The organism is Shouchella oshimensis, from assembly GCF_004375095.1.
GTDB lineage: Bacteria > Bacillota > Bacilli > Bacillales > Bacillaceae_D > Shouchella > Shouchella oshimensis.
On the sequence record NZ_SNUX01000001.1, the window covers coordinates 34163 to 50598 of the forward strand.

Annotated in this window: 16 protein-coding genes; 5 read left to right on the forward strand and 11 right to left on the reverse strand. The window is 39.4% G+C overall.

The genetic code is table 11. The features are described 5' to 3' along the window. Positions 1 to 45: 45 nt before the first annotated feature. From E2L03_RS00165 to pdxR, 7 genes are all read right to left on the reverse strand, one after another. On the reverse strand, positions 46 to 1575 hold the full coding sequence (locus E2L03_RS00165) for an ABC transporter substrate-binding protein (RefSeq protein WP_095150280.1): 1530 nt from the start codon (positions 1573 to 1575) through the stop codon (positions 46 to 48). Then, complete coding sequence (locus tag E2L03_RS00170; RefSeq protein WP_051667520.1) at positions 1572 to 2399, reverse strand: ATP-binding cassette domain-containing protein; 828 nt, start codon at positions 2397 to 2399, stop codon at positions 1572 to 1574. Before E2L03_RS00170 ends, E2L03_RS00165 begins: the two co-directional genes overlap by 4 nt. Further along, positions 2396 to 3382 (reverse strand): ABC transporter ATP-binding protein, encoded by a 987-nt coding sequence (locus tag E2L03_RS00175; protein WP_241741931.1) that lies wholly within the window; start codon positions 3380 to 3382, stop codon positions 2396 to 2398. Before E2L03_RS00175 ends, E2L03_RS00170 begins: the two co-directional genes overlap by 4 nt. After that, the gene (locus E2L03_RS00180) at positions 3369 to 4268 is read right to left on the reverse strand and encodes an ABC transporter permease (protein WP_038479962.1); all 900 of its coding nucleotides are present in this window, start codon (positions 4266 to 4268) and stop codon (positions 3369 to 3371) included. The genes E2L03_RS00175 and E2L03_RS00180 overlap by 14 nt, the downstream gene beginning before the upstream one ends. Positions 4269 to 4279: 11 nt before the next feature. After that, complete coding sequence (locus E2L03_RS00185; RefSeq protein ID WP_134258396.1) at positions 4280 to 5194, reverse strand: ABC transporter permease; 915 nt, start codon at positions 5192 to 5194, stop codon at positions 4280 to 4282. Positions 5195 to 5207: 13 nt separating this feature from the next. Beyond that, the gene (locus E2L03_RS00190; RefSeq protein WP_038479968.1) at positions 5208 to 5831 is read right to left on the reverse strand and encodes a TetR/AcrR family transcriptional regulator; all 624 of its coding nucleotides are present in this window, start codon (positions 5829 to 5831) and stop codon (positions 5208 to 5210) included. A 238-nt stretch (positions 5832 to 6069) separates the two neighbouring features. Continuing rightward, positions 6070 to 7464 carry a MocR-like pyridoxine biosynthesis transcription factor PdxR gene (gene pdxR / locus E2L03_RS00195; protein ID WP_134258397.1) on the reverse strand — a complete coding sequence of 465 codons (1395 nt, stop codon included), beginning with the start codon at positions 7462 to 7464 and terminating at the stop codon, positions 6070 to 6072. A gap of 107 nt (positions 7465 to 7571) precedes the next feature. Between pdxR and E2L03_RS00200 the strand changes: the two genes are divergently transcribed. After that, the gene (locus E2L03_RS00200) at positions 7572 to 8282 is read left to right on the forward strand and encodes an aspartate/glutamate racemase family protein (protein WP_124742098.1); all 711 of its coding nucleotides are present in this window, start codon (positions 7572 to 7574) and stop codon (positions 8280 to 8282) included. A 44-nt stretch (positions 8283 to 8326) separates the two neighbouring features. Here E2L03_RS00200 and E2L03_RS00205 read toward each other — a convergent pair whose 3' ends face one another. Genes E2L03_RS00205 through E2L03_RS00215 form a run of 3 tightly spaced genes read right to left on the reverse strand, consistent with a single transcriptional unit; the run spans position 8327 to position 11098 of the window. After that, the gene (locus E2L03_RS00205; protein WP_134258398.1) at positions 8327 to 9124 is read right to left on the reverse strand and encodes an MBL fold metallo-hydrolase; all 798 of its coding nucleotides are present in this window, start codon (positions 9122 to 9124) and stop codon (positions 8327 to 8329) included. An 11-nt stretch (positions 9125 to 9135) separates the two neighbouring features. After that, on the reverse strand, positions 9136 to 10572 hold the full coding sequence (locus tag E2L03_RS00210; protein ID WP_134258399.1) for a DEAD/DEAH box helicase: 1437 nt from the start codon (positions 10570 to 10572) through the stop codon (positions 9136 to 9138). Between the two features lie 55 nt (positions 10573 to 10627). After that, positions 10628 to 11098 (reverse strand): peptide-methionine (S)-S-oxide reductase, encoded by a 471-nt coding sequence (locus tag E2L03_RS00215; protein ID WP_134258400.1) that lies wholly within the window; start codon positions 11096 to 11098, stop codon positions 10628 to 10630. Between the two features lie 160 nt (positions 11099 to 11258). On the opposite strand from E2L03_RS00215, the gene E2L03_RS00220 reads away from it, so the two are divergent. Then, entirely contained in the window at positions 11259 to 12473 is a 1215-nt protein-coding gene (locus E2L03_RS00220) for an MFS transporter (protein ID WP_134258401.1), read from the forward strand. A gap of 88 nt (positions 12474 to 12561) precedes the next feature. On the opposite strand, the gene E2L03_RS00225 is transcribed toward E2L03_RS00220, so the two are convergent. Then, a complete protein-coding gene (locus E2L03_RS00225; protein ID WP_038479989.1) occupies positions 12562 to 13407 on the reverse strand; it encodes a YitT family protein in 846 nt (281 codons plus the stop codon). 197 nt (positions 13408 to 13604) lie between these two features. Here E2L03_RS00225 and motA point away from each other — a divergent pair, with 197 nt between their 5' ends. The 3 genes from motA (at position 13605) to ytvI (ending at position 16430) form a co-directional block, all read left to right on the forward strand. After that, positions 13605 to 14411 (forward strand): flagellar motor stator protein MotA, encoded by an 807-nt coding sequence (motA, locus tag E2L03_RS00230; protein ID WP_095150289.1) that lies wholly within the window; start codon positions 13605 to 13607, stop codon positions 14409 to 14411. A gap of 19 nt (positions 14412 to 14430) precedes the next feature. Further along, complete coding sequence (locus E2L03_RS00235) at positions 14431 to 15156, forward strand: OmpA family protein (RefSeq protein ID WP_243839494.1); 726 nt, start codon at positions 14431 to 14433, stop codon at positions 15154 to 15156. Positions 15157 to 15278: 122 nt separating this feature from the next. Further along, complete coding sequence (gene ytvI / locus E2L03_RS00240) at positions 15279 to 16430, forward strand: sporulation integral membrane protein YtvI (protein ID WP_078440118.1); 1152 nt, start codon at positions 15279 to 15281, stop codon at positions 16428 to 16430. The last annotated feature ends 6 nt before the right edge of the window (positions 16431 to 16436 follow it).

Sequence of the window (16436 nt, forward strand, 5' to 3'; positions counted from 1 at the left end):
ATTCCATTGAGATATGGCGGGTAACGTCATTTTATTTCGTCCCTTCTATTCCGTTAATTCAATATCGTTCACATCATATAACTCGTCTAGCCTCGGTGTATAGTCTAACCGGTCATTGACACCATAACGCCCTTGAAGTTGGAATAAATAAACCGCTCCACGATCCTCAGCTAATAATTGTTGTACTTCCTGATACTGTTCAGTACGCTCAGCTTCATTCATATTATAAGCAGCCTCTTCTAACAATTCATCAATGTCTGGGTTTGTGTAGGGAGCAACACCACCATCTTTAAAAAATTCCAGTACGCTACCATCAAACATATCATTTCCCCAGCCCACAAAGATCGCCTCATCTAATTCTTGATTAAACAAGCGGTTTGCGAATTGACTTTGTTCAATTAGCTCTATGTTCGCGGTAATGCCGACATCGGAAAGCATGCCCCCCACCACTTCAGCCATTTCTGTATAGTAGTTATTGACAGACAAGTTAATGGTAACACCATCATCGTAGCCAGCCTCTTCTAATAGTTCTATTGCTCGATCTGGATCATATTCATACGTATCGTATAAAGATTCATCTGCCCCAACATTTCCTGGTGTAATATGAGTACGAGTTGCTGTTGCACTTCCATTTAAGATTTCATCAATGATGACTTGATTTTCAATGGCTAAATCGATTGCTTCTCTTACAGCAGGATCAGAAGTAGGCTCTCCTTCTTCATTTGACAGCCAGAGTTGAATAACCCGTTGAATTGGCTCAAGGGCTACATGGGTCCCTTCATTATTATCAATTCGATCCATATCAGCTGTAGGAATGTTGAAAGCAATATCAACCCCATTTGTTAAAAGCTCTGACACTCGAGTAGAATCTTCTGGCACAACGCTAAAACGAACACGCTCCCAGTTTGGTTCCCCTTCAAAGTAATCAGCATACTTGCTTAATTCGACAGCTTCATCTTGCTGCCAACTTTCGTATTGAAATGGACCTGTTCCTACTGGCGATTGGAAAAAGCTTTCTGCCCCAACCTCTTCAAAATAGTCTTTCGGTAAGATACTTGCAGCTGGAACAGAAAGGCGATTAAGTAGCTGAGGATCAGGCTCCGCTGTTGTTATTCTCACTGTATATTCGTCTACAACCTCAACCGTTTCAATCTGGTTAAACGTTGAATGCTGCTGGAGCGAAGTGTCATTTGCAACGCGTTCAAGTGAAAAAGCAACGTCATTAGCAGTGAAAGCATCACCGTTATGAAATGTCACATCATCACGAAGAACAAATTCCCATGTTGTTTCATCAATTGGCGTCCACTCTGTTGCTAAATCTGGAACGATTTCACCTGACTCATCTCTTTGTACAAGTTTGCTGTAAAGATTAACTAAAACAGCCGATGTTGTAATAACACTATTGTTATGCGGATCAAATGTTGTTATATCTGCTGGATTTGCAATCGTTATCAGTTCATAACCGTTGGCTTCTTCATTTGTTTCTGAAGTGTTTCCATTATCAGGATCATCAAAACCACATGCAGACAACGCAAGAATAGATAACAAGGTACTTGATAGAATCACTTTTTTCATTTTGTATTAACCTCCGATAGTATTGTTTTGTGTCGATCTTTTGGGTGCGACGGTGGCACAGCTTGTAGTAACAATTTCGTATAGGCTTCAGTTGGTTCATGGAATATTTGTTCAGTTTGCCCAATTTCTATAAGCTCACCACTTTTCATAATGGCAACTCGATCACTAATATGGTTGACAACAGGCAAACCATGGGCAATAAAAAGGTAGGAAAGTCCATGGTTTTTCTGTAATTCTTTTAATAAATTTACTATTTGTGCTTGCGTTGAAACGTCTAAAGCAGAAACCGCCTCATCGCATACAATGACATCCGGCTTTAACGCTATGGCTCTAGCTATACTTAGCCTTTGTCGCTGACCACCGCTAAATTCATGAGGATAGCGATTTAAGTGCTGGCTACCAAGACCTACTTCTTCAAGTAAACCGAGAGCACGTTCGGCACGATCTTTATTCGCTAGTCCCTGGTGAATGGTTAATGGTTCTGTCACAATTTCCTTTGCTTTCATCCTAGGGTTAAGGGAGGCATACGGGTCTTGAAAAACAGCCTGGACGTTGGCTTTCATCTGCTTTCGTTCTCGTTTTGATAACGTGCTAATCTCTTTTCCTTGATAATAGATAGAACCGCTCGTTGGGTGAAGAAGTTGTAAAATCATTTTTGCAATCGTTGATTTACCAGAACCTGACTCACCAACAATCCCAAGCGTTTCACCTTTAAACAAGCTAAAGCTGACGTCATGAACGGCTTGAATCGTTCCATTCTGACGTTTACTGCTAATTGAAAACGTCTTGCTCAGTTGGTCCACTTTTAATAACGGTTCCGTCATTCAATCCCCTCCTTCTTCACGTGAATACAACGCACGTAATGAGTCGCCGCTTTTTCTTCTAAATCAGGTACGGCTTCTTTACATGCTTCTGTGGCCCACGGGCATCGTGGGTGAAACGAACAACCGATTGGCAGGTTTACAATGTTAGGCGGATTCCCTTGAATGGCATGTAATCGCTCATTTTTTGTATCAAGGGTCGGCATGGCTTCCATTAATCCAATTGTATATGGATGCTTCGGTCGATCAAATAACTCATGTACCGTTGCTTCTTCAACAATTCTGCCCGCATACATCACGAGAACACGATCAGCCATTGTCGCTACCACACTTAAATCGTGGGTGACAAATACAACTCCTGTGCCATTTTGTTCATTCAATCGTTTTATTAACGATAAAATTTGTGCTTGTGTTGTTACGTCAAGTGCTGTTGTCGGCTCGTCTGCTATAAGCAATTTAGGATCACATGCTAATGCAATCGCGATCATAACTCGTTGACGCATGCCACCTGACAGCTGATGAGGAAAGCGCCTTGCTGTTTCTATTGGGTTGGGAATATCTACTTGTGTTAATAAATCGATCGTTTTTTCTTTTATTTTCGCTTTTGATATCGATGGGTAGTGAATGGTTAAAACTTCCCCAATTTGAGACTGAATACGTAACATAGGATTTAATGAAGACATTGGCTCTTGAAAAATCATCGACATTTCGGTCCCACGTAGCAACCGTCTTTCCTTCGAAGATAATGCATTTAGCTCTTGACCGTTATACAAAATAGAGCCGCTTACTGTAGCGTTTTTTCTCAATAACCCCATAATGGATAAAGAGGTTACACTTTTACCACTCCCTGATTCGCCAACTATCGCAACGACTTCACCAGGATTCACATGGAAAGAAATGTCTTTCACGACAGTTGTTTCTCGTTTTCCTGCGCGAAAAGAAGTCGATAGATTTGTTACGGAAAGCAAAGGGTCACGCGGCTTCATTATCATCCCCTCCTTTTTTCAAGCGTGGATCAAGATAATCACGGAGCCAATCACCAACAAATGTGAAAGCAAGAACCGTTATCGTAATGGCAATACCTGGAAATGTAGCAATCCACCAGCTTGTGGCGATGTAATTTCGTCCATCGTTAAGCATACTTCCCCACGTAATACCTGGTGGCTGTACACCAAAACCAAGAAAACTTAATGACGATTCAGTTAAAATAGCTGTACCGACACCGATTGTAGCGATAACGGTGAAAGATGAAAGAACGTTCGGCAATATGTGTTTGCGAATAATGTACATACTACTCGCACCAAGTGTTTGAGCTGCTTGTACATATTCCCTTGCCTTCACTGCAAGAACGTCTCCACGAACGACTCGCGTATAATTCACCCAGCTCGTCAATCCGATAACGAGTATTAGGGTAATTAAATTTGCATCAAGCATGACCATCGCAACAAGAACAAGCAAAAGCGTTGGTATGGCTAACATTGCGTCTACTATTCGCATCGTTAATGCGTCAATCCAGCCCCCGAAATAACCAGAAACCAGTCCAAGGGATAACCCAATTAGAGCAGCAATCATAACAGAGATAACACCAACTAAAAGAGAAACTCTCGCCCCAAAAATGAGACGGCTAAACATGTCTCTACCTAAATGATCTGTACCAAGTAAATGTGCACTGGATCCATTCTCCATCCAAGAAGGTGGAATTAAGCGCGACGTCGCTGTAATTTGCGCCGGATCATAAGGCGCAATCCAAGGCGCAAACACCGCTAATAAGACAATAGAACCTATTATTAGTAAACCCAGTAGACCAAGTGGCGAGATAGAAAGTAAGAAGCGACGGCGGATTGTGTCATTTGTTTTTGTTAAAGCTGCCATATTCATCGCTCCTAGTTATATTTAATACGGGGATCAAGCACCCGGTATAGTAAATCTGTAAGTAAATTGATCACAATCGTAATGAGTGCTATGACAAAAACAATCGCTTGAATAACAGCCATGTCGCTGTTTTCCATTGCTGTAAGCAATAAACGCCCAATACCAGGCCAAGAAAAAACCGTTTCGACTACTATGGCTCCTCCTATTAACTGAGGGAATTGCAAACCGATGATCGTCACTACCGGAATAAGTGCGTTAAGAAAGACATGTTTTCCAATAACAATCCTTTCTTTTTGTCCTTTTGCTCGAGCAGTTTGAACATATTCTTGTTCAATTACTTCAAGTACACTTGCACGAGTTAACCGGGTCATTTCTGCTGCAAGTGCAATGCCTAACGTAAAGGCAGGCAATACAAAATGCAAAGGAGATGCGGCTCCTGATACAGGAAAAATTGGAAACAGAACAGCAAAAAATAATATAAGCATGATGCCAATCCAAAAGTTTGGCATAGCTTTTCCGATTATAGAAACCCCAGAAATCAGAAAATCTAACACCGTATTTCGCTTTAATGCTGCATAAATACCAAGGGGAATTGAAATCAAAATGGCAATGACCATTGCAATAAAGGAAAGTGTAAGTGTTGCTATTAAACGGCTAAACACTAAGTCACTAGCTGGCTGCTGGTATTGAAGCGACATGCCAAAATCACCTCTAAGTAAATCCCCTAAAAAACCGATGTATTGAGTAAGAAAAGGTTGGTTTAATCCGAGTGATTCTCTTAACGCTTCGCGATCAGCGGCAGTTGCATTTTCAGGGAGCATCATAGAAACAGGATCACCGGCAACATAAACAAGACAAAAAATAATAAAGGTTAAAATGAGTACGCTTGGGATGACTTGCAGAAATACTTTCTTTAATAATGACATTCATCCACCTCCCTTAATGAGAATGAGACGACGGAAACCCTCGTAGTCCGAAAAATTCAAATGAAACGATTTGTTGTGCTACCTCTTCTGCAGTTAATGTCGTAACCGCATCACCTTCATGAAAAAGCCAGCGCTCAATTGTACCGAACACTAAGCTAGCAAGCATTGCAGCTAACGTCTGGTTAGAATAAGTGGTAGGAAGCATATGTAGTTCTTGAGCACGGGCAATGTTGCTCGCAAATGCTTGCTCTATCGCTTGTAGCGTAGACGCAATTTGGCTACGAATCTTTTCATCACTATCTTGCCCCGTTTTTAAAAGCAATTGCATATAATCCTTATTTGATTTTGCATACGTGAATAGCGTTATCATTAAATCTTGTGAGGAAGCTGTCATGTCGCTTAACGTTCCGACTTGTTTTCGGTAACCAGAATAAATGACGTTTAATAAATAGCGTTCCCCTTCTTTTAAAATGTGTAGAACAATCGCTTCTTTATTCTTAAAATGCCAATAGAATGTCCCCTGAGCAACACCGGCTTCTTTAACAATGTCCGATACCTTTGTTTTATGAAACCCTTTTTGTGCCAGCAATGGCAAAGCTGCATCCATTAATACTTGTTGATTTTCAGTCGTGTTCATGTCTAATCCTTTCTCTTGATTGACGAGTCAGTCAATTATCCAATAATCCTAATATATTTACTCGGGTTTAGATTGTCAAGTATTTTATTCAATAGATGGATCAAATTTTTTAAACAACGGAATCGACCACCTTTTTAATAAATAGGACTTGTTCTACAATTTTCTTAGACAGATGGTTGTTTTTAACGAGCGCTTTTACGTTAGGTGAAAAGCTCCTCGTTACCAACCAATCCCCTCCTTATTCGGTATTACATAAAGTAAGTGCTTTTTTTAATCGCTTAATACCTTCTTGTATGTCTTCTTCATGTAAATGACCGTACCCTAGCACTAGCTCGTTTAAATGGTGACCTTTTTTGATTGAAAAATCGTCTACTATGATGGCATTCACTTGGTGTTTTACTAATTTATCCGCCTGAATTCGTTTGCGATCATTAAAGCGAACGACTAAGTGCATCCCCGCTGCTTGGCCTAAGATGTCACACTGTGGAAAGGTGGCGTTAATTGCCTCTACAAGGACCTTTCTTCTCTTAGCATACAACTTTTTCATTCGTCTAATATGCTTTTCAAATAACCCCTCCTGAATAAAAGTGGCTAATGCTACTTGTTCTAACGAAGACGTGTGACGATCCGTAAACCACTTTTGCCTCCTTGCAGATTCTACTAAGTGAAATGGTAAAACCATATAACCAATACGCAAACTTGGCGATAAGATCTTGCTAAAGGTGCCTAAATAGATAACATGCTCTGTATCAAGGGATTGCATCGCTTGAACAGGTGTGCCTTCATAAATAAATTCACTATCATAATCATCTTCAATAATATAGGTTTTCATTTTTCGTGCATATTCAACTAACTCAATTCTTCTCTTTACTGGTAATATCGCGCCAAGGGGAAATTGATGCGATGGAATAGTGAAAACAAATCGTGGTTTATGATTTTTCGGAAGTTGAACTGGTTTAATTCCGTATTCATCTGTTTGAATCGGTTCAATCTGGGCACCAGCTTCTGTGAAAATGCTTCGCATTTCCTCTGTAACCGGGTCTTCCACACAAACCTTTTCTCCAACTGGTTGTAGCAATTTTGTTAAAAATGAAAGTGCCTGTGTAGCTCCTGTTGTAATAACAATTTGATCAGGTAGTGCTTCTACACCTCTTAAGCGCCCGAGGTAGTTAGCAATCGCCTCTCGGAGTTGGACATGGCCAAGTGCAGACTGATAACCAAATACCGTTTCATCTGCTGTAAGACATACCTGTTTGTACGTATTTGCCCACGCTTGTCTTGGGAAATAATCGAGGGCTGGCTGACTCGCTTTAAAGTCAATCATTGTTTCTTCCGACTGATGAATTTGTTTTTCAAACTGTGGTATTTGTCTTCGCTCTTTTTTAAATGCAAGCCCTTTAGATACGTACGTTCCTGACCGAGGAATACGGTATATATAGCCTTCCATTAGCAGTTGCTCATATGCTTCATTTACTGTATTACGTGATACACCTAATGAGTGTGCTAATTCTCGTGAAGATGGTAGTTTTTCATTTTCACGCAGTTGACTAGCCAATATTCTTTTTCTTAATTCTTCTTCAATTTGAACAGCTAGTGTCTGTTCTTCGTTTCGTGCTAATGCAAACCAAAGCATGGCATTCTCCTTCTGGTACTATTAAACTAAGCTAGATGTGGATCTTCATTGGTCCAGTATATCATGGTACGCTTTGATTAAGATGAATAAAAAGGAGCGTACGACTGATGAAAACAATCGGTTTAATTGGGGGCTTAAGTTGGGAATCTTCGGTTTCTTACTATCAATATATTAATCAATATGTAAAAAAAACATACGGCGGGCTTCATTCTGCAAAATGCTTATTGTATTCCTTTGACTTTCAAGAGATCGTTAATTTACAAAAAGCTGGAGAATGGGCAGAAGCGACTGAGCGAATGATTGAAGCAGGGAATAAATTAAAAGCAGGTGGAGCCGACATGCTTGTTATTTGTACAAATACCATGCATTTAATGGCTGACGAAGTAGAAGCTGCGACGAGTCTTCCTGTAATTCATATTGTTGATGCACTAGCAGAAGCCATTAAAGCACAGGATTTGAAATCAATTGGTTTAGTAGGTACACAGTTCACAATGGAAAAACCTTTTTACCGTGAACGAATGGCTCGGCATGGTATTGAACTAATAGTTCCAAATGAAAACGACCGTAAAAAGGTCCACGATATTATTTTTAACGAACTATGCGTTGGAACAATTTGTCCAAATTCTAAGCAGTACTACTTATCTGTTATTGATCAGCTTGCCGCAAAAGGCGCAGAGGGTGTGATACTTGGTTGTACCGAAATACCACTACTGATTAATCAAAACGATTGTGCACTTCCATTATTTGATTCGACACAACTCCATGCTGAAAAAGCCGTTTCACATGCTCTTGAGCTTATTGAAAAAAAAGACCATTGATTTGGTCTTTTTTTTCTACTTAAAATGAAACTCGTATAAGAGACTTATTTTTCCTTTTTGGCCATTTGTCTATTCATAGCATGAATGTGTTTCATACCTTCAAAAAATAAATATTCTTGACGTAAAGTCATTTCAAACTCTTTATCGTCTTTAGTAAGCTGAGCTAAATATCTATTCGAGGAACGCAATCTTTTATCAAGTTCCTCTTTTTTGCGAGTAACTGAACCATGCCCAGGTACATGAATGGCTATCGTATGCTGATTTAAAATGGTTTCAGCTAACACCATTGTTTGCAGGTAGTCTTGGTAGCTACTAAATATAAAGGGAAACTCAACATCAGATAAGTAATCTCCAGAAAGAAAGATCCCTTCTGGTTCAATAACGGTAAAAAGAGAATCACCTGTATGACCAGGGGCGTGATAAAATGTTACTGTTTGTGAACCTAATCGTAACTGTTGTTTATTATGTGTTACCACAACATCAATGGTAGGATAGGTAGGTTTGTAGCTCCGGTTTAAATAATACGTTTGATCAAACGCTATTATTTTTTCTAAAATGGCTTCTTTTTCTGGGTTGGTGACAAATTGACTAGTCGCTACTCCTTTTGCTTCTGGGAATGCTCCAGCACCAATAATATGGTCAAAATCACTATGAGTATAAATAATATAGAGTGGTTTGTTTCCAAAATTGAGTTTAAGATAATCCTTTATTTCATCCACTTCAGTCGGTAACCAGTTTGGATCTGTCATGATAATGGCATCATTCGTTTCCACAATCGCCGCGTTTGTCTTATATAGTGCACTTTGGAACACTGTTAGATTGCCTGTCTTGTATTGAATCATCTAAGCCCCCGCTATTCCTTTTTCGCCCGATGGACTTTTAACTTCTTCCCCTTCACCGTTGCTGTCCGTAAATGCTCAAGAACATAAGTCCCTTTATTATTTAGAATATCAACAAAGCTTGCTGTTTGTTCAACACTTATAACACCAATATCGTTAGCATCTACGTTTGGTATAGAGGTGATGGTACCAACAATGTCTCCAGGACGAATCTTCTTTTGTTTTCCACCATTTAAATAAAGTTTTGTAATCCCTTCGTCAATCCGCTTCTTATTCGTCGAAACGTGAACGTTCTTTTTCTCTTGGTAAAAACTCAATTGCTGTTCCACGGAGACAATCGGCTCCACTTGTTCAACAAATGAAAAACCAAGCTCTTCTTCAAGTAATAGACGAGCTTCCTTTCCCACAGGTTTCATTAATAAAATGGATTTACCTATAGCGCCGTTTCTTCCAGTTCTGCCTGTTCGGTGAATATAGTCTTCAACCGTTTGTGGAAAACTTGCATGTATGACAAGGTCTAATCCATGTACATCAATTCCGCGAGCCGATAAATTGGTTGAGATTAAATAACGACACGAACCTGCTTTAAATTGAGACATAGCCTGTAGTCGTTCTTCTTGCCTCATCCCACCATGAAGTTTTGCCAAAGCAGGAATAGAAGTATGTAACGTACGATAAAGTTGATCAACGTCTCTTTGTGTCTCACAAAAGATTAGTGCATGATCCGGTCGTTCAGCGCTAAGTACATGGCGTATCAGTATGTCCATCGGTTTAGTCGACTCAACAACTGCATGGTGAATGGCCGGAGTCGCTTCTTTCTCTTCATTTACAAGAAAGTGTGGTTCACTTAATGCTCGTTCTATTAACTGCTGCAATGCATCTGGAAAGGTTGCTGAAAACAGCAGGTTTGTTCGCGTTTCTGGTAAAAATTGAATAATTCCCTCTAGTTGATCAAGAAAACCACGATTAAACAGCTCGTCCGCTTCATCGATAACGAGATACTGTAGTTTTGATACATCCAGCGTCCCTTTTTGCAAGTGATCGAGGATACGCCCAGGGGTTCCAACTACAACATGGGTTTTTTGCTTTAAACTCCACTTTTGTTTTTCAAACGACTGCTTCCCAAAAATTTCTTTTACTTGAAGTCGTTTAAATCGACCGATAGCTGTTAGATCCTCTTTTACTTGAACGGCAAGTTCTCTCGTTGGTGTTAGAATCAATGAATGGACTTTGTTCTCGTCCCAATCAATTTTATCGCATAGTGGAATTCCATATGCAGCGGTCTTTCCACTACCTGTTTGGGATTGCACAACATAATCTTGATTTTCATTTCTTATGACCAACGGAATCACTTTCTGCTGTATAGCTGTCGGGTTTATATACTGTAAAGAAGTCAATGCGCGCTTGATTTCCGCGCTTATAGGATACGTAGAAAATCGTTTGTCTTTCATGGAACACCTCATTCTCTTAAGCATACGCTCTTTTCCATAAAACAGGAAAAGGGCTTTACTTATACTTGTGTAGCAACGCTTTCGGTATGTGACATTCATCATTCGGATGTTTGTCTAATCGATCTTGATGCTCTTCAGCACTCTTTACATAGTTTTGGAGAGGGCTTACTTCAACCTTAATTCGACTAGCATCAGCTCTTGCGGCAATAAATTTTCGTGCTTCATTTACATGCTCGATTTTTTCACTATAGACACCTGTTCTATATTTCACTCCACTATCTATACCTTGTTTATTCACACTATACGGGTCAATGATTTCAAAGAAATAATCCATTAAGTCATTCACAGATACAACAGTAGGATCGAATATCGTTTTTACACATTCAGCGTACCCATCATAGGGTCCTTTAAGAGATTGACTTGTTCCGTTTGCCCTCCCAGCTTCTGTTCCGTATACACCTGGTAATGTTTTAATAAATGCTTGCACACCCCACAAGCAGCCACCTGCAAAATAAATTACTTCCACTGACTACTCTCTCCTTTTTACATTCTGTTTTATTCGAATGTCCCTTACAAGATTACCATAAGACGTTAAGAAGACGAAAAAAAACATTAAGATCCCTTGCATAAGACGTACCGTCACCATTTAGAATGAACTGTATTCTAGTTGAAAAGGATGATTCTCCATGGAAAAACCATTAATTAAAAATTCCCCCTTTATCTTTTTATTTATTGCCAGTTGCTTAGCGATTATTGGCTTTAGCACGTTTTTTATGACCACAACATGGTTTGTTATTGCTGAGCTAGGTTCAGCGAGTTCTCTCGGTATTATTCTTATTGCGATCACAGTACCACGTATTTTAATGATGGCGTTTGGAGGGGTTCTAGCCGATAAATTTAAAAAAACCACGATTATGTTTAGCACGAGTACCATTCAAGGCTTCCTCTTACTGATCGTATTTTTGTTGCATGCTACGGACCAACTAAGTTTTAGCTATCTTCTGATAATAGGCTTTTTATTTGGCACGTTAGATGCGTTTTCAGGGCCAGCAGGAACCTCATTAATACCAAAAATGGTTGAGAAAAATCAAATCAAACAAGCCAATGCCATTATCCAAGGATTAGGCCAAATTGGCTTTGTAGTCGGTCCTATTGTTGCAGGAACCATCATGGAGTTTGGTGGTATCACTTCGAGCTACTTAACAGCAATGATCATCGTTTTTTTGTCGGCTTTCTTTATGTTTCCACGATTTTTAAAAGAGGGTCCTGTTGAAAATACCGTTAAGCAAACACCTTTTAGAGATCTTCTTGAAGGCTTTTCTTATGTAAAAGCAAATTCCTTTTTAGTAACAGGAATCTTCATTTTAATTACGTTAAATTTTTTTGCCTTCGGTGCGATTTCCATTGCCATACCGATTTTAGTTGAAACGTATGGAGGATCACCCATTAACCTTAGCTATATTGAAGCCTCTTTAGCTATTGGCATGCTCGTAAGCACAGTCATAATCGGCACCGTTAAACTTCGCAACCGAGGGTTAACATCAATCCTCGGATTGATCGCAACATTGATTGTTGCGTTAGCCTTTAGCCAAATCCCTAATTTAATAGCTGTAACCATTTTGGCATTTATGCTTGGATTCACCATGACGTTTGTCGCCATTCCATTCTTTTCTTCTGCACAAGAAGATACGGATCCTCGTATTATGGGGAGAGTAATGAGCATTATTTTTCTCGCTATGAACGGCTTTGATCCACTTGCATATGCAGGGGTGACACTTCTAGTATCAAGGGGAATAGACATTCAAACGATTATTTTCGTTTTTTCTGTCATTGGGCTACTAATAGCTTTGCTTTTATTTTGGAAAGGAAGAACGTATCGATCGTATCGGTCAAACATTTAACTTTACTGGGTGGACTTGAAACAACCATTTCGTAGGTTCTGAAACGGATAAACAAACAAGAGGAAAGAGCTGGAACTGTATCACATATTCAGTGATCCTCTTTTTGTTTAAAGGTTGAGCCTCTTGATTCATGGGCATCAATAATAGTGAAAAAAGCATGTTTATCAACTTCATAGATCGCTTTTTTCAACTGAATAACTTCCATTCGTTTTACAACAACATAAAGCACATCTTTTTTATCCCCTTCGTAACCTCCTTGCGCTTTTAAGCGTGTTACCCCTTTTCCTAACCGCTGTGTAATAATCGTTGTTAATTCTTCGTAATGACTCGACACAATCATCACCGCTTTTGTTGCATCTAGCCCTTCAACAACTGTGTCAATTGCCTTTGCGGCAACATAATATGTTAAAACGGAATACATAGCGTTCTCAATTCCGAAAACAAAGGCCGCCCAAGCAAAAACAAAAAGGTTAAAAACAAGAACGCACTCACCAACAGTGAACGGTAATCGTTTTGTAAGAATTAATGATAAGATTTCAGTTCCATCCATGGCCCCGCCATTTCGTATAACGATCCCAACACCAATTCCTAATAACAACCCTCCAAAGATTGTTGCTAATAAAGGTGTATCAGTAATTGGAGCAAAATGAAACTGATGTAAAATTGCCTCTGTAACGGCTAGTCCGACAATACCTAGTAGAGAGTAAATAAAAAAACCTTTCCCTAAATGTTTATAACCAATGTATAAAAAAGGAAGGTTGATGATAAAAACGAGTAGTCCAAAATTGATTGCTGAGAGACGATTTAGAATTAGCGATATGCCTATTATTCCGCCATCTATAATATGATTCGGCAACAAGAATAATTCAATTGCAACAGCAGCAATGATAGCTCCAATCACAACAAATAGCCATCGTAACGAGAAATAAACCATTTGTATACACCTCTTCCTCTCCTCTACTATGGACAATTGGAGAATTATTATGCAATTTTACCCATATTATCGTCATTCTTTAGACTCAATTCTTGTGAACAAACAATGAAATCAAGTATGAACCTTCAATGTGGAATCATTTCAACCGATTTAAATGGTGAGACGTATTCTTAAATTAACATTAAAAGGAGACATACATGGATAAGTCATCATTCATTGGTATATTTTTTGGTATTTGTACACTCGTGCTTGGTATGCTTTTAAAAGGTTCAAGTCTTGAGGTTTTGTTAAATCCTGCCGCCATTGTCATAATTGTGCTAGGAACATTTGCTTGCGTTTTTATTGCATTCCCTTTTGCAGATATAAAACGAATCCCTAAGTTATTTCGGGTTCTTTTTTCAAATAGAAAGGGTATGACTCAGCAGGAAATTATCGAACAGTTCGTTGATTATGCTTCGATTTCGAGACGAGACGGTATGCTCGCGTTAGAAGGAAAGATTGATGAGATTGAAGATCCTTTTTTTAAGCAAGCCATTCGAATGATGATTGATGGACAAGATCCTGATTACATTCGTCATTCTTTACATGAACGAATTGACGCTATGCAAGAGCGTCATGCTTCTGGAGCGGCGATATTTAGTCAAGCCGGAACATATTCTCCCAGTCTTGGTGTGTTAGGAGCTGTTTTAGGTCTCATTGCTGCGCTAGGAAACCTAGATGATATTACTATGTTAGGCGAGTCTATAGCGGCAGCGTTCGTGGCAACATTACTCGGTATTTTCTTTGGATATGTGCTTTGGCATCCTTTTGCAAACAAATTAAAGCGAAAATCAACTATGGAAGTATTGCATCAGCACATGATTATTGAAGGCACAGTTGCCATTATTGGAGGAAGTTCTCCTCGTTCAGTTGAAGAATATTTAAGTGTATATCTAGAAGAAAAGGAACAACAACGAGGAAAAGGAGGCGTGAGAAGAGACGATGTCGCAGAAGCGGAGATTTAAATCTCGGTCGGAGGAACATGTGGATGAATCTTGGCTCCTCCCTTATGCAGATATGTTAACATTGCTTGTTGCTCTATTTATTGTTTTATTTGCTATGGGTCAAGTCGATCAAGCTAAATACGATGAGCTCCGGGTTGTTCTCTCAGAAACGTTAGGTGGAAAAGGTATTCTTGATTACCAAGACTCAATTGTTGAAGACGAAAGTCCGACACAAGAATCGACAGAATCGGTTGAAGCTTTACTAAGTGAAGCAGCAGAAACTGAAAAAACGGAGTTAGAAGAGTTACAATCCCGCCTAAATGGGTATATTGAAGAGAAAGCACTTGCTGATCGGTTACAAACAGAACTTGGTGCTTCAGGTCTGCTTATTACCATTAATGATGGCATTCTTTTTGATTCTGGTAGTGCCGAATTGAGACAGAATTCTCATGAGTTAATGGACCAATTGTCCGCTATGCTTGCTTCCGATCCCCCACGCTATATTCAAATTTCTGGTCACACTGATGATGTTCCGATGGGTGGCGCAAATTTTGAATCAAATTGGGATTTAAGTGGAGCACGTGCATATAATGTAATGAAGCTATTCTTAGAATCTGACTATTTAAAGCCCGGTCAGCTTTCCTATTCAGGCTACGGTGAATACCACCCTGTTGCTACTAACGAAACAACAGAAGGAAGAGAACAGAACCGTCGCGTTGAAGTTCTTGTTCTCCCGTTAGAAAACCTTGCTGAACCAGCTCTATAAAGATGTCAGTATTGTTCACACCGCTACGTTTCCTTTGACGTGCGGTGTTTTGCTTACCTGTCTGGATTTGACAGTAAAATAAGCACTCTTATACAATAAAGGATAGAAAGAAAGCTTACACGATGTTGGAAGAAGGTGTGTCTTTGTCTAAAGAAGTTGGTTGGATGGCGTTACGAACACTCATCATCATCCTATTTCTTATACTTTTTGGTTGGCTTGTTGCTAGAGTCTTTTCACTTACATATCCATTCTGGTTTGCGGCTTTGTTTGCATGGATGCTCCAGCCTGTAGCACGATTTTTTCAGTATAAGTTGAAATTTAACAAAGGGTTTGCCAGTCTATTTGGTTTACTTGGCGGCATATTAGCGATAAGTGCTGTTTTAACTGGTATTGTTTTTCTTGTTTACTTTAGCTTGCGTGAGTTTTTTGAACAAGTCCCTATGTGGATAGAAGAAGGGGCCGCTAAAATTCAGCTTTACTTTAACGAGACCATTTTGCCATTATGGCATGAATTTCTTCGCACAATCGATCAGTTTGATTCAGGCGGCACAAGCCCACTATCAGAGGGAATAAATCAGCTTGGAACGTCAATTAGCAATATTGTTGGGAACATCGGACAGGCTGCTTTGGATGTGGTAGCCAATATCTTAATTGGCTTGCCTAGTTTTCTTGTTGCGTTTCTATTTATCATCTTAAGTATTTATTTCATGGGGAAAAGCTGGAGTTTTTATCAGTCTGTTTACGATCGACATGTTCCTCGTAAAGTTCGTTCTAAAGGGAAAGAATTTGTCCAAGCGACTCGTATTCGTTTATTTGGCTTTATACGTGCTCAACTAATATTAATGGTTGTTACCGCGTTAATTGTTTTTATTGGCTTGCTCATTCTTAATGTTGAAAATGCATGGATGCTAGCCATTGTTGTAGGGATTGCAGAGTTACTTCCTTATCTTGGAACAGGCACTATTTTAATCCCGTGGTTCATTTACCTATTTGTAACAGGAGATATGTCTGGTGGCCTTGGTATTGCGATTCTCTATGTCATTATCGTGATTGTTCGTCAAATGCTTGAGCCAAAAGTTCTTTCTTCCAATATGAACTTAAATCCAGTTGCTGTACTCATTTCACTTTTTGCAGGATTACAATTGTTCGGCGCTTTTGGTCTGTTCTTAGGTCCTGTTTTGCTGGTGCTCATCGTTATTTTAAATGACATTGGCTTTTTCCGCACCGTCATTTACTTTATACGGTTTGGTTTTGAGGATACTAATAGTAAGTAAATAAAA

Bases quoted from the DNA above. Each gene is read 5' to 3' on its own strand.
- motA (WP_095150289.1), top strand. From the start codon at position 13,605: ATGGATAAGTCATCATTCATTGGTATATTTTTTGGTATTTGTACACTC.
- E2L03_RS00190 (WP_038479968.1), bottom strand. From the start codon at position 5,831: ATGAACACGACTGAAAATCAACAAGTATTAATGGATGCAGCTTTGCCA.
- E2L03_RS00205 (WP_134258398.1), bottom strand. From the start codon at position 9,124: ATGATTCAATACAAGACAGGCAATCTAACAGTGTTCCAAAGTGCACTA.
- E2L03_RS00180 (WP_038479962.1), bottom strand. From the start codon at position 4,268: ATGGCAGCTTTAACAAAAACAAATGACACAATCCGCCGTCGCTTCTTA.
- E2L03_RS00210 (WP_134258399.1), bottom strand. From the start codon at position 10,572: ATGAAAGACAAACGATTTTCTACGTATCCTATAAGCGCGGAAATCAAG.
- E2L03_RS00200 (WP_124742098.1), top strand. From the start codon at position 7,572: ATGAAAACAATCGGTTTAATTGGGGGCTTAAGTTGGGAATCTTCGGTT.
- ytvI (WP_078440118.1), top strand. From the start codon at position 15,279: ATGTTGGAAGAAGGTGTGTCTTTGTCTAAAGAAGTTGGTTGGATGGCG.
- E2L03_RS00220 (WP_134258401.1), top strand. From the start codon at position 11,259: ATGGAAAAACCATTAATTAAAAATTCCCCCTTTATCTTTTTATTTATT.
- E2L03_RS00165 (WP_095150280.1), bottom strand. From the start codon at position 1,575: ATGAAAAAAGTGATTCTATCAAGTACCTTGTTATCTATTCTTGCGTTG.
- pdxR (WP_134258397.1), bottom strand. From the start codon at position 7,464: ATGCTTTGGTTTGCATTAGCACGAAACGAAGAACAGACACTAGCTGTT.
- E2L03_RS00225 (WP_038479989.1), bottom strand. From the start codon at position 13,407: ATGGTTTATTTCTCGTTACGATGGCTATTTGTTGTGATTGGAGCTATC.
- E2L03_RS00170 (WP_051667520.1), bottom strand. From the start codon at position 2,399: ATGACGGAACCGTTATTAAAAGTGGACCAACTGAGCAAGACGTTTTCA.
- E2L03_RS00185 (WP_134258396.1), bottom strand. From the start codon at position 5,194: ATGTCATTATTAAAGAAAGTATTTCTGCAAGTCATCCCAAGCGTACTC.
- E2L03_RS00175 (WP_241741931.1), bottom strand. From the start codon at position 3,382: ATGAAGCCGCGTGACCCTTTGCTTTCCGTAACAAATCTATCGACTTCT.